The sequence below is a fragment of the Streptomyces sp. BE303 genome, assembly GCF_036290945.1.
In the GTDB taxonomy this organism is placed as follows: domain Bacteria; phylum Actinomycetota; class Actinomycetes; order Streptomycetales; family Streptomycetaceae; genus Kitasatospora.
Window position 1 is genome coordinate 41,552 of record NZ_JAQYWZ010000859.1, and the last position, 13,742, is coordinate 55,293.

Sequence of the window (13,742 nt, forward strand, 5' to 3'; positions counted from 1 at the left end):
CACCCACACAGGGCACGCGGCCGAGCCATGTCCCAGACCCGCCGTCCCCTCTGCGGGGCGGGTACCGAGGAGCACCATGTCCAGGACCGTCCAGGAGCCCGAGCACCGGCCTGCCCAGCCGTCCGCGCCCGGCAGCCCGACCACCACCGACGCCGTCAACGCCACCGCCACGTCCACCGCCACCGCCACCGCCACCGCCACCGCCACGTCCACCGTCCTCACCGTCGGGCAGGAACGCCTCTGGTTCCTCGACCAGATGGACCCGGGCGACCCCGCGTACAACATCCCGCTGGCGCTGCGCCTCACCGGCGAGCTGGCCCCGGAGTCGCTGCGCGCCGCCCTCGACGGGCTGGTCGCCCGCCACGAGGCGCTGCGCACCCGGTTCCCCGCCGAGGACGGGCGGCCGGTCGCCCTGGTCGACGCGGCGGCGCCCGTCCCGCTCGACGAGATCGACCTGCGCGGACGCCCCACCGAGGAGACGGCCGCCGCGCTCGCCGGACGCACCAACCGCGGCTTCGACCTGGCCGCCGGACCGCTGCTGCGCGCCGCCCTGCTGCGCACCGCCGACCGCGAGCACGTGCTCTGCCTCGTCCTGCACCACATCGCCGCCGACGGCTGGTCACTCGGCCTGCTCCGCACCGAACTCGCCGACCGTTACGCCGCGCACCGCGCCGGACGGCCGCTCGACCTGCCCGCCCCGCCCTCCTACGCCGCCCACGCCGCCGCCGAACGCGCCTGGCTCGCCGGCCCGGAGGCCGCCGGAGCGGTGGCGTACTGGCGCGAGCGGCTGGCCGGCGCGCCCGCCCTGGAGCTGCCGCTGGACCGGCCCCGGCCCACCGGGCCGGGCAGCACGGGTGCCTTCCACACCCGGATCCTGCGCGGCGCCGGCCCCGAACTGGAGGCCTTCGCCCGCGCTCGCCGGATGACCCCGTTCATGGTGCTGGCCGCCGCCTACCAGGCGCTGCTGCACCGCTGCACCGGCCAGGACGACTTCTGCGTCGGCGTGCCCACCGCCGCCCGCACCACCGTCGAGAGCGAGTCGACGGTCGGCTACTTCTCCTCGGCCCTGGTGCTGCGCGCGGACCTCGCCGACGCGCCGACCTTCGACGCGCTGCTGCGCCGGGTCCGCAGCGACTGGCTGGGCGCGCTCGGCCACGGCCGGGTGCCGTTCGAGCAGCTCGCCGAGGAGCTCCGGCCGGACCGCGACCCCGGCCGGACCCCGCTCTTCCAGACCCTGCTGACCGTGCACACCCAGCGCGGCGGAGCGCTGGACGAGCACGCCTTCGCGGACCTGGTCTGCGCCGAGACGGACGGCGGCCACACCGCCGCCAAGTTCGAACTGGCCCTGGACGTCCGGCCGGACGGCGCCGACCTGCAGGCCGTGTTCGGCTACCGGACCGACCTGCTGGACGAGGAGTGGGTCGTCAGGCTCGGCCGCCGCTTCGAGACCCTGCTGCGGGCCGCGCTCGCCGACCCGGACACCCCGGTCCACCGGCTGCCGCTCCTGGACGCGGACGAACGCGCCGCCCGGGCGGGGGAGTCCACCGGACCGGCGCTGCCCGACCACCCGGCCACCGTGCTCGACGCGATCGACCTCGCCGCGGCGGCGGAACCGGCGGCCGTCGCGCTGGTCGGACGCGACGAGACCCTCGACCGGGCGCAGCTCGCGGACGCCTCCCGCGCCCTGGCCGCCCGGCTGGCCGCCCACGGTGTGCGGCGCGGCGACCTGGTCGCGTTCTGCCTGCCGCGCGGGCCGCGCGCGGTGGTCGCGATGCTGGCGGCCTGGCGGGCCGGCGCCGGCTACCTGCCGCTCGACCCGGAGTACCCGGCCGCCCGGCTCGCCTTCATGCTCGCCGACAGCGGCGCCGCGGTGCTGGTCACCACGGACGGCGCGCCCGTCGACGGCCTGACCACCGCGGTCCCGGTGATCCCCGTCCTCCCCGCCCGCCCGGTCCTCCCCGCCGACGCGGACGGCCGCGGCGGACCGGCCCCGGACGTCGCGCCCGCGCCGCTCGCGGCCGGGGCCGCCGCCGGCCCGGACGACACCGCCTACCTCGTCTACACCTCCGGTTCGACCGGAACCCCCAAGGGCGTCCTCGTCCCGCACCGCGCGCTCGCCGCCCGGGTCGCCTGGATGCGCGAGGGCTACGGCATCACCGCCGCCGACCGGGTGCTCCAGTACGCCTCGCTCTCCTTCGACACCTGCGCCGAGGAGGTGTTCCCGGCCCTCGCCGCGGGCGCCGCCCTGGTGGTCGCCGATGCCGGAGCCGCACTGCCCGACCAGCTCGCCGAGCCGTCCGCCGCCGGCCTCACCGTCCTCGACCTGCCCACGCCGTACTGGCACCGGCTGGCCGCCGACCTCGACGCCACCCCCTGGCCGCCCGGCTTGCGGCTGCTGATCCTCGGGGCCGACCAGGTCGCCCCGGAGGCCGTCGCCGCCTGGCGGGCCCGCTTCGGCGACAGCGTCCGGCTGGTCAACTCCTACGGCCCCACCGAGACCACCGTCATCGCCACCACCGCCGACCTCACCGCCGCGGACGCCGGACACCGCCCGCCGATCGGCCGGCCGATCGGCGCCACCACCGTCGCCGTGCTCGATCGCCACGGCGCGCCCGTACCGCCCGGCACTCCCGGCGAGCTGGTCGTCGGCGGGGCCGGTGTCACCGACGGCTACCTCGGCCGGCCGGGGGCCACCGCCCGCGCCTTCGTCCCCGACCCGGACGGCCCGCCCGGCGCCCGCCGCTACCGCACCGGTGACCTGGTGCGCCACCGCGCCGACGGCGCCCTGGAGTTCCTCGGGCGGATCGACGCGCAGGTCAAGGTGCGCGGCTACCGGATCGAGCCCGGCGAGGTCGAGTCGGCGCTGCTCGCCCGGCCCGGCATCGGCGAGGCCGCGGTGGTCGCCCGCGGCGACAGCCTGGTCGGCTACGTCGTGCCCGCGCCCGGCGCGGGGGCTCCCGACCCGGCCGCGCTGCGGGTCGCCCTGGCCGCCACCCTGCCCGCCCACCTGGTGCCCAACGCCCTGGTCGCGCTCGACGCGTTGCCGCTGACCCCCAACGGCAAGCTCGACCGCCGGGCCCTGCCCGCCCCCGACACCCGCCCCGACCTGCGCGCCGCCTACCTCGCCCCGCGCACCGAGGCGGAGGAGCTGGTCGCCGAGGTCTGGCAGGAGGTGCTCGGCCTCGACCGGGTCGGCGTCCACGACGACTTCTTCGATCTCGGCGGCCACTCCCTGCTCGCCACCCGGGTCATCGCCCGGATCCGCGGGACGGCCGACCTCGCCGTCCCGCTGCGCACCCTCTTCACCCACCGCACGGTGGCCGCCTTCGCCGACGCCGTCGAAGCCGCCCTGGTCGCCGAGCTCGCCGCGCTGTCCGACGACGCCGTCGAGGAACTGCTCGCCGCGCAGGACGCCCTGGAAGGGACCGCAACGCCGCAATGAGCACCGACATCACCATCTCCGCCGCCGGGGCGGACGCGCCCGCTGCGGGCGCGCCTCCGGCGGACCCGTCGCCCACCGCCCCGTCGCCCACCGGCGAGGCCCCTGCGGTCACCGTCCCGGCCCGGGCGGCCGAGCCGCCGGCCGCCGGTCTCACCGCCGCGAAGCGGGAGCTGCTCAGCCGGCGGCTGCGCGCCCGCACCGCCCCGCGCGGGGCGATCCCGCGCCGCGCCGCCGACGCGCCCGTACCGCTCTCCTTCGCCCAGGAACGCCTCTGGTTCATGGAGCAGTTCGCACCGGGCACCGCGGCCTACAACATCCCGGTGGTCCGGCGGCTGCGGGGGCCGCTGGACGCCGGAGCCCTGCGCCGCGCCCTGGACGCCTCCGTCGCCCGGCACGAGACCCTCCGCTCCCGGTACCCGGCCACCGAGGACGGCCGCCCGCTGCTGGCCGTCGACCCGGCGGGCCCGGCCGCCTTCACGGTGACCGACGCCGACGGCGAGGCGCACGCCGAACGGCTGGTCGACGAGACCTCCGCCGTCCCGTTCGACCTGGAGAACGGCCCGCTGCTGCGTGCCCTGCTGATCCGGCTCGCCGACGACGACCACGTCCTCCTGCTGGTCGTCCACCACAGTGTGGGCGACGGCTGGTCCAGCGAGGTACTGCTCGGCGAGATCCTCCGCGGCTACGCCGCGTACGCGGCCGGCCGGCCCGACCCGCTGCCGGAACTCGCCGTCCAGTACGGTGATTTCGCCATCTGGCAGCGCGAGCGGCTGAGCGGCGGTCGGCTCGCCGCCGAGGTCGCGCACTGGGGCCGGGAGCTGGCCGGCGTCGAACCGCTGGAGCTCGCCTTCTCCCGCCCCCGGCCGCCGCGCCAGACCTTCGACGGCGCCGGCTACGGCTTCGCGGTCGACCGGGACCTGCTCGACCGGCTCACCGCGCTCGGCAAGCAGCACGACGCCACCGTCCACATGGTGCTGCTGGCCGCCTTCCAGGCCCTGCTCGCCCGGTACAGCGGGCAGCGGGAGTTCGCGGTCGGCTCGCCCGTCGCGGGCCGCACCGAGCCCGAACTCGAAGCCCTGGTCGGCATGTTCGTCAACGTGCTGGCCCTGCCCGCCCGCCTCGACGGCGACCCGGCCTTCACCGAGCTGCTCCGCCGCACCCGGGAGACCTGCCTGGAGGCCTACGCCCACCAGGAGTTGCCCTTCGCCCAGCTGGTCACCGAGCTCAAGGTGCCCCGCGACGTCACCCGGCCGCCGGTCTTCCAGGCCGTCCTCGCGGTGCAGAACTACGCCACCCAGCGCGACGGGATCGACGGACTGCCGGTGGAGGTGGAGCCGTTCGGGGTGCGGGCCAGCGGCACCCGGTTCGACCTGGAACTCTTCCTCCAGGAGTGGCCGCAGGGCCTGCTCGGTTCGTTCAACTACAACACCGACCTGTTCGCCGAGGGCGACATCGCCCGCCTCGCCGGACACCTCGGCCGGCTGCTCACCGCCGTCGCCGCCGATCCGGACACCCGGCTGTCCGCCCTCGGCGAGCTCCCGGAGGCCGAACGCGGCTTCGAGATCGACGAGTTCAACGACACCGCCGTGGACCGCCCGGCCACCACGTTGACCGCCCTGGTCGCCGAACAGGTCGCCCGCACCCCGGACGCGGTCGCCGTCGCCTTCGAGGGCAAGCCCGTCCTGACGTACCGTCAGCTAGACGCGGCCGCCGACCGGATCGCCGCCCGCCTCGCCGCCGAGGGGATCGGCCCCGGCAGCCTGGTCGCGGTCAGCGCCGAACGCTCGCCCGAGCTGGTCGCCGGCCTGCTCGGCGTGCTCCGCGCCGGCGCCGGCTACACCCCGCTCGAACCGGAGTACCCGGCCGAGCGGCTCGCCTTCCTGCTCGCGGACAGCGCCGCACCCGTCCTGCTCACCCAGCGCGGGCTCCCCGTCCCGGACGGCTGCACCGCGCGCGTCCTGCTGCTCGACGACCCGGCCGAGTGGCACCGGGCGAGAACCCGGACCGGCGGTCCCGCCGGTCCCGTCGGGCCGGCCCCCGACGACACCGCGTACCTGATCTACACCTCCGGCTCCACCGGCCGCCCCAAGGGCGTCCCCAACACCCACCGGGCCATCGCCAACCGCATCCGGTGGATGCAGGACGCCTACCGGATCGGCCCCGGGGACGCCGTCCTGCAGAAGACCCCGGCCGGATTCGACGTCTCCGTCTGGGAGTTCTTCTGGCCGCTCACCACCGGCGCCAGGATCGTCCTCGCCAAGCCCGGCGGCCAGAAGGACAGCGGCTACCTGCGGGACCTGATCGTGCGGGCCGGCGTCACCGTCGCCCACTTCGTCCCCGCCATGCTCACCGTCTTCCTCGCCGAGGACGGCATCGAGGAGTGCACCGCACTGCGCCGCGTCGTGTGCAGCGGTGAGGCCCTCCCGCCCGACACCGCACGGGAGTTCACCGGCCGCCTGCCCGGCTGCGCGCTCGCCAACCTGTACGGCCCCACCGAGGCCGCCGTCGACGTCTCCGCCTGGGAGTGCGAAGGCCCGCTGGAGACCGTCCCGATCGGCCTGCCGATCGACAACACCCGCCTCTACGTCCTGGACGAGGCACTCCGGCCGGTGCCGCCCGGCGCCCCGGGCGAACTGCACATCGGCGGCCCCGCCGTCGCCCTCGGCTACCACCGGCGACCCGGCCTCACCGCCGCCCGGTTCGTCCCCGACCCCTACGGCCCGCCGGGTGCCCGCCTGTACCGCACCGGCGACCTCGCCCGCCGCCGGCCCGACGGAGCCCTCGAACACCTCGGCCGGATCGACCAGCAGGTCAAGATCCGGGGCCTGCGGATCGAACCCGGTGAGACCGAGGCCGCCCTGCGCGCCCGGCCCGGCATCGCCGACGCCGCCGTGGTCGTGCGCGAGGACCGGCCCGGCGACAAGCGGCTCGTCGGCTACCTCGTCCCCGAGCCCGGCGCCGACGAGCCCGACCCCGCCGCCCTGCGCGCCGCGCTCAAGCGGACCCTCCCCGACCACCAGGTGCCCACCGCCTTCGCCGTCCTCCCGGCGCTGCCGCTGACCCCCAACGGCAAGCTCGACCGCCGGGCCCTGCCCGCGCCGCGCCTGCGCCGCGACGCCGGCGCCACCGCGCCCCGGACACCCGCCGAGCGGGTGCTCGCCGAGATCTGGGCCGAGGTGCTGGGCCTGCCCGAGGTCGGCACCGACGAGGACTTCTTCGACCTCGGCGGCCACTCGCTGCTCGCCACCCAGGTGGTCGCCAAGGCCCGCCGGCGGCTCCCCGAGGCCGGGGCCCGCCCGGTCAGCGTGATGGACCTCTTCACCTGCCGCACCGTCCGCGACCTCGCCGCGCTCGCCGCCCTCGACGAGCAGGACCGCGGCCCGCGCCGCCTGCTGCACCGGCTCACCCGGCCCGTCCCCGCCGACCGCCGCCGGCTCACCCTGGTCTGCGTCCCGTACGGCGGCGGCAGCGCCGTCGTCTACCAGCCCGTCGCCGACCTGCTGCCCGCCGACACCGAACTGTGGGCGGTGGCCATCCCCGGCCACGACATCGGCGTCACCGAGGAACACCTGCCCTTCGACGAACTGGCCGAGCAACTGGCCGCGGAGGTCCGCGAACGGGTCGACGGGCCCGTCGTGGTCTACGGGCACTGCGGCGTCGGCACCGCGCTGGCCGTCGCGACCGCCCGTCTGCTGGAGGCTTCCGGGCGGGAGCTGGAGGCGGTCTACGCCGGCGCCCAGTTCCCGTTCGCCAAGCCGCGCAGCCGCGTGCTCACCGCGCTCAGCGGACTCGCCTCGCTGGAGCCGCTGCTCGGCGACCGGGTCTACGTCAACTGGCTCACCGGCATGGGCGTCGACACCTCCGAGCTCGACCAGGACCAGATCCGGTTCATCGTCGGCAACATGCGCCGGGACTCCAAGGCCGCCGAGGCGTACTTCACCCGCGCCATCGCGGAGGTGGCCGCGGGCGCGCCCCGGCTGCGGGCGCCGCTGGTCTCGCTGGTCGGCGACCACGACCCGGCCGCGGACTTCTACCAGGAGCGCTACCGCGAGTGGCTGCTGCTCGCCGAGCGCTCCGCCGTGGCCGTGCTCGACCAGGGCGGTCACTTCTTCGTCAAGTACCGGGCCGCCGAGGTCGCGGAGGCGGTCACCACCGTGCACCGCGCGGTGCTGGCGGGGGAGACCGGTGACCTGCCCGCCCGGGCGCCGGAGAACTCCTGGTGGTTCCACGGCGAGACCGGCCCGCTCACGCCGGTCGCCCCCGACGCCGCGGTCGACCCGGACACGCCGCTCGCCCCCGAGGCCGCGCCGACCCCGGCGGAGCCCGACGGCCCGCAGCCCGGCCTCGGCCGCTTCCTCGCCGTCGCCACCGGCCAGCTGGCCTCCATCACCGGCTCCGCGCTCACCGAGTTCGCCCTGCCGATCTGGATCCTGCTGGAGACCGGCTCGATGGCGCGGTACGCGCTCTACGCCGTCGTCGCCATGCTCCCCGGCATCCTGGTCGGCCCGCTGGCCGGCGCCCTGGTCGACCGCCTCGACCGGCGGAAGGTGATGCTCGCGGGGGACGTCGCGGCCGGGGCCACCCAGGCCGCGATGCTCGCCCTGCTGCTCGCCGGGCAGTTGCACTCGTGGGAGGTGTACGTCCTGCTCGGCGTGCTCTCCGTCGCACTCACCTTCCAACGCCTCGCCTACGCCTCCGCGGTGCCGCAGATCGTCCCCAAGCAGTACCTCGGCCATGCCAACGGGATCGTCCAGCTCGCCTTCGGAACGGCGCAGTTCGTCGTGCCGCTGGTGGCCGTGGCGCTGATGGCGGCGATCGGCCTGCGCGGCATCCTGATCATCGACGTGGCCAGCTACGTCCTGGCGATCGGCATCCTGCTCGCGGTGCGGTTCCCCCGCACGCTGCCCTGGACCCGGCGCGAGTCCCTCACCGCGGAGATCAAGCAGGGCTTCGGCTGGTCCTGGCGCAACCGGGGCTTCCGGGCCATGCTGCTCTGGTTCGCCGGGCTGAACGTCTTCCTCTCCCCGCTGTTCCTGCTCATCACGCCCATGGTGCTCGCCTTCGACGACCTGGACGGCGCCGCCCGGGTGGCGGTGGCCGGCGGCGCGGGCGCGCTGCTCGGCGGCGTCACCATGGGCTTCTGGGGCGGACCGCGCCGGCACCGGCTGCGCGGGATGCTGGGCCTGGCCGCCCTGCTCGCCCTGGCCGGGGCCGTCACCGGCCTGAACGCCGGCCTCTGGGTGATCGCCGCGGGGGCGTTCGGGATGTCCTTCGCGCTCTCCCTGGTCAACGGCGTCTACTCGACGATCGTCCAGGTCAAGGTCCCGCAGCGGTTCCACGGCCGCGTCTTCGCGCTCAACACCCTGGTCGCGTGGTCGACCCTGCCGCTCGGTCACGGCGTCATCGCCCCGCTGGGTTCGGCCGTGTTCGGCCCGCTGATGGAGCCGGGCGGCGGGCTCGCCCCGGTCTTCGGCCCGCTGATCGGCACCGGCCCCGGGCGCGGCATCGCCCTGATGTACGTGCTGTTCGGCCTCGCCATGCTCGTCCTGGTCGCCGTCGGACTGCGGCTGCCCGCGCTCGCCCGCTTCGACCGGGACGTGCCCGACGCCGAACCGGACGACCTGGTCGGGCTGCGCGAGCGGGCCCGCCTCGCGGCCGACCGCCGGGCCGCGACGGAAGCCGCGGACCGGGCGAAGGCGGGCGCCGCGTGAACCGCGCCCCCGCCACCCTCCCCGAGCTGCTCGCCCACCGGGCCGCCGCCCACGCCGGGCGGACCGCGATCGTCAACGGCCCCGACCGGCTCGACTTCGGCGCCTGGCAAGCCCGTTCGGGAGCGCTCGCCGGCGCGCTGCGCGCCGCCGGACTCCGCTCCGGCGACCGGGTCGGCCTGCGCCACGGCACCGCCGACTGGGCGGCCTACGCCGTCGCCCACCTGGCCGTGCTCCGGGCCGGCGGCGTCGCCGTCCCGCTCTCCGACCGGCTCGCCCCGGCCGTCACCGCGCACGCCCTCGCCGACTCCGGGGCCCGGTTCCTCGTGCACGCGGCGGCGGACGCCCCCGCCGCCGCGGACGGGGTGACGGCCCTCACCGAGGCGGACGCCGCCGGCCACCCCGCCGATCCCGGCCTCCCGCCCGCCGATCCGGCGGCCCCCGCCCAGATCCTCTACACCTCCGGCACCACCGGCACGCCCAAGGGCGTCACCGCCACCCACGCCAACCTGGCGTACGGCTGCACCCTGGACGAGCGCCGCCGCCCGCTGCGGCACTCCACGGCGTTCCTGCACTCCTTCCCCGTCGGCACCAACGCGGGCCAGACCATGCTGGTCAACGCGCTCAACGCGCACGCCGCCTGCATCGCCGCCCCCCAGTTCACCCCGCTGCGGTTCCTCCGGCTGATCGCCGAACACGACGTCGGCAGCGTCTTCCTCGTCCCCGCGACGGCGATCGAACTGCTCGGCTCGGCCGCCCTCGCCAAGGCAGGGGCGGACGCCCCCGGTGCGCTGGACGGCGTCAAGCTGGTCGGCTCCACCGCCGCGGCCCTCCCACAAGCGGTCGCGCTGGCCCTCGGCCGGGCCTTCCCGCACGCCCAGATCGCCAACTACTACACCTCCACCGAGGCCGCGCCCGCCCAGGTCACCCTGCTCTTCGACCCGGAGCACCCGGAGTCGCCGGGGCAGCCGGCGTCGCTCGCCGACCTGCGGATCACCGACGCCGACGGCCGGCCGCTGCCGCCCGGCGAACCGGGCGAGCTCTGGCTCCGTTCGCCGACCGCCCCGCGCGGCTACCTCGGCGAGCGGGACACGACGGTGTTCCAGGGCCGCTGGGTCCGGATGGGCGACCTCGGCCGGATCGACGCCGACGGCTTCCTCCACCTGCTCGACCGGGAGAGGGACGTGATCAAGTCCGGCGCCCACAAGGTGTCCACCCTCCAGGTCGAGAACGCCCTGCACCGCCACCCGCTGGTCGCCGACGCGGCCGCGTTCGGCATCCCGCACCCGGTGCTGGGCAGCGTGGTCGCCGCCGTCGTCGTGCTCGCCCCCGGCGCCGGGCCCGAGCACGCGGCACCGACCCCCGCCGAGCTGCGCGCCTTCCTGCTCGACCGGCTCGCCGCGCACGAGCTTCCGGCCACCGTCCTGTTCCGCGACGCACTGCCCCGCAACGAGGGCGGGAAGGTCCTCAAACGCGAACTGCGCCGGCTCCTGACGACCCACGAGTCCCCCGAGGCACCCCGATGAGCACCCCCCTCAGCCCCGCCCAGCACGGCATCTGGCTCACCGAGCAGACCCTCGACGCCAGCGCCGCCTACCACCTCGCCGTCACCGTCGGGTTCGACGGCCCGCTCGACGTCCCGGCGCTGGCCGGCGCCTGCGCCGCGGTCGCCCGCCGGCACCCCGCGCTCGGCAGCCGGATCGCCCCCGACGGCACCGCCGTCCTGGCCGGTCCCGCGCCCGAGCTGCGGGTGGCCGACTGCGGCGAGGACGAGCTCGACAAACTGCTCGCCGACGAGACGGCCGCCCGCTTCGACCTGGTCGCCGGGCCGCTCGCCCGGTTCGGCCTGTACCGGACCGGGCCGGGCCGGCACGTCCTGCTGGTGACCGTCCACCACCTCGCCTTCGACGGCGAGTCCAAGGACCGGCTGGTCGCCGACCTCGCCGCCGCCTACCGCGGTGACCTCCGGGAATCGGCGCCGCCCGCCCCCGCCGCGGCCGAACCGGCGCCGCAGGACGTCGCGGACGCCACCGCGTACTGGGCCGACCGCTGGCGCGAGCCCGGTGTGCCGGTCCTGCCCGGGCTGCGGCAGCCGGCGGACGGCGGAACCGCCCCCGGGCCCGGCGCCGCCGTCCCCTTCCGACTGACCGGCGCCCGGTACACCGCGCTGGCCGGCACGGCCGACCGGCTGGGCGTCACCCGCTTCGAGCTGCTCACCGCCGCCTGGCACGCCCTGCTGCTGCGCTACGGCAACCGGGCGCCCGCCACCGCCCTCGAACTCTCCGTCCGACGCCCCGGCGAGGAGACCGCCGTCGGCCTGGCGGTCAACGAACTGCCGCTGTTCACCGAGCCGTCGGCCGGGCAGCCGTTCGCCGCCTTCGCCCGGGCCGTGCGCGGGGAACTGCGCACGCTGTACCGGCACCGCACCGTGCCGCTCGGCCGGGCCGTCCGCGGCCTCACCCCGCGCACCGCGCTCACCCCGCTCTCCCTCAGCTACCGCCGCCGGCCCGCCGGCACCGCGGGCCCCGGCTTCGCCGCCGCGGGCACCACGGCCGGGGACCTCGCCGCGACGGTCCGCTGGACCGGCTTCGCGGGCACCGCCCGCAACCTCCTCCACCTCCAGTTCGTCGACTCCGAGGGCGAGTTGACCGGAAGCCTGCAGTACCGGACGGAGGCCCTCACACCGGGTGTCGCCGAACGGATCGCGGGCCACCTCACCACCCTGCTGGACGGCGTGGTCGCCGACCCCGCCACCCCCGTCGGCGACCTGCCGCTGCTGGGCCCCGACGAACGGGCCGTCCGGCCGGCCGCACCGGCGCCCCGTCCCGAGCTCGCCGAGGACACCGTCCCCGCCCTGTTCGCCGCCCGCGCGGCGGCCACCCCGGACGCCGTCGCCCTAGTCGCCGACGGCGTCGCGCACTCCTACCGCGAACTCGCCGCCCTGGTCGCGCACGCCGCCGCCGCGCTCACCCGGCACGGCGCCGGCCCCGGCACGCTGGTCGGCATCGCGCTGCCGCGCGGCCGGGACCAGCTGGTCGCCGTCCTCGCCACGCTGGCCGCCGGCGCCGCCTACCTGCCGCTCGACCCCGAGTACCCGGCCGAGCGGCTCGCCTTCCTGCGCGCCGACGCCGGGCTCGCCCTCCGGGTCACCGGCGAACCCTCCGGGCCGGGCGACCTCGCGCCCGGCGACCTGGCCCCCGCACCGGCGGGCGCCCCCGGACCGGGCGAGGGGCCCGCGCTGCCCGCGGGCCCCTCGCCCGCCCACCCCGCCTACGTCCTCTACACCTCCGGCTCCACCGGCACTCCCAAGGGCGTCGAGGTGCCGCACGGCGCGCTCGCCAACCTGCTCGCCGCCCTGCGCGACCGGCTCGGCAGCCGCCCGGAGGACCGCTGGCTCGGGCTCACCTCGCTCTCCTTCGACATCTCCACCGTCGAGCTGCTGCTCCCGCTGACCACCGGCGGCCGGGTCGTCCTCGCCCCCGAGGGCGCCCACCGGGACGGGCCCGCGCTGCTCCGGCTCATCGGGCGCGAGCGGATCAGCCACGTCCAGGCCACCCCCAGCGGCTGGCGGGTCCTGCTCGACGCCGGCCTCCGGGGTGCGGCGCCCGGTCTGACCGCGCTCACCGGCGGCGAGGCGCTGCCCGCCCCGCTGGCGGCCGAACTGGCCGCCGCCACCGCCCGGTTGGTCAACGTCTACGGCCCCACCGAGACCACCGTCTGGTCCACCCTCGCCGAACCCGTCGAGACCGACGGCCGGGTCAGCATCGGCGAGCCGCTCGCCAACACCCGCGCCCACGTCCTGGACGAACGCCTGCACCCCGTCCCCTCCGGGCTGGCGGGCGAGCTGTACCTCGGCGGTGCGGGCGTCGCCCACGGCTACCGGGGCCGCCCCGGCCTCACCGCCACCCGCTTCCTCCCCGATCCGTACGGGCCGCCCGGCGCCCGGCTCTACCGCACCGGCGACCTCGTCCGGCTGCACCCCGGCGGCGCCCTGGAGTACGTCGGCCGCGCCGACACGCAGGTCAAGCTGCGCGGCCACCGGATCGAACTCGGCGAGATCGAGGCCAGGCTGGCCGAACACCCGGCCGTGGCCCGGGCCGCCGCCACCCTGTACGGCCCCGACGGTGACCGCAGGCTCGCCGCCTACGTCGTCCCCGCCGGTCCCGCCGGTCCTCCGCCCGGGCCGGACGAACTGCGCGCCCACCTCGCCGCCACCCTGCCCGCCGCCGTCCTGCCGAGCGCCTACGTCGTGCTCGCCGCGTTCCCGCTCACCCCGAACGGCAAGCTGGACCGCGCGGCCCTGCCCGAACCGGTCACCGTCCGGCCGGAGCCGGCCGCCCCGGCCACCGGGCCGGACGAGCCCGACGACACCACCGCCGCCGTGCTCGCCATCTGGCGCGAGGTGCTGCGGCTGGACGACCTCGGGCCGGACGAGGACTTCTTCGACCTCGGCGGCCACTCGCTGCTGATGACGTCCATCGCCGCCCGGATCCGCCGACAGCTCGGCGTCACCGTCCCGCTGGACGTCTTCTTCGACACCCCGACCGTGCGCGGCGTCGTCGCCGCCGTCGCCGACCTTCGCAAGGAGTAGC

At 77.0% G+C, this 13,742-nt stretch carries 4 protein-coding genes; all 4 read left to right on the top strand.

The annotated features are described in order from the left end of the window. Positions 1 to 76 precede the first annotated feature (76 nt). The 4 genes from PUR56_RS30345 to PUR56_RS30360 are packed head-to-tail and all read left to right on the top strand — an operon-like array spanning position 77 to position 13,741. The gene (locus PUR56_RS30345) at positions 77 to 3,442 is read left to right on the top strand and encodes an amino acid adenylation domain-containing protein (protein WP_329951313.1); all 3,366 of its coding nucleotides are present in this window, start codon (positions 77 to 79) and stop codon (positions 3,440 to 3,442) included. After that, entirely contained in the window at positions 3,439 to 9,153 is a 5,715-nt protein-coding gene (locus PUR56_RS30350) for a non-ribosomal peptide synthetase/MFS transporter (protein WP_329951314.1), read from the top strand. Before PUR56_RS30345 ends, PUR56_RS30350 begins: the two co-directional genes overlap by 4 nt. After that, complete coding sequence (locus tag PUR56_RS30355) at positions 9,150 to 10,676, top strand: class I adenylate-forming enzyme family protein (RefSeq protein WP_329951315.1); 1,527 nt, start codon at positions 9,150 to 9,152, stop codon at positions 10,674 to 10,676. The genes PUR56_RS30350 and PUR56_RS30355 overlap by 4 nt, the downstream gene beginning before the upstream one ends. Next, positions 10,673 to 13,741 carry a non-ribosomal peptide synthetase gene (locus PUR56_RS30360; RefSeq protein WP_329951316.1) on the top strand — a complete coding sequence of 1,023 codons (3,069 nt, stop codon included), beginning with the start codon at positions 10,673 to 10,675 and terminating at the stop codon, positions 13,739 to 13,741. Before PUR56_RS30355 ends, PUR56_RS30360 begins: the two co-directional genes overlap by 4 nt. Position 13,742 lies beyond the last annotated feature (1 nt).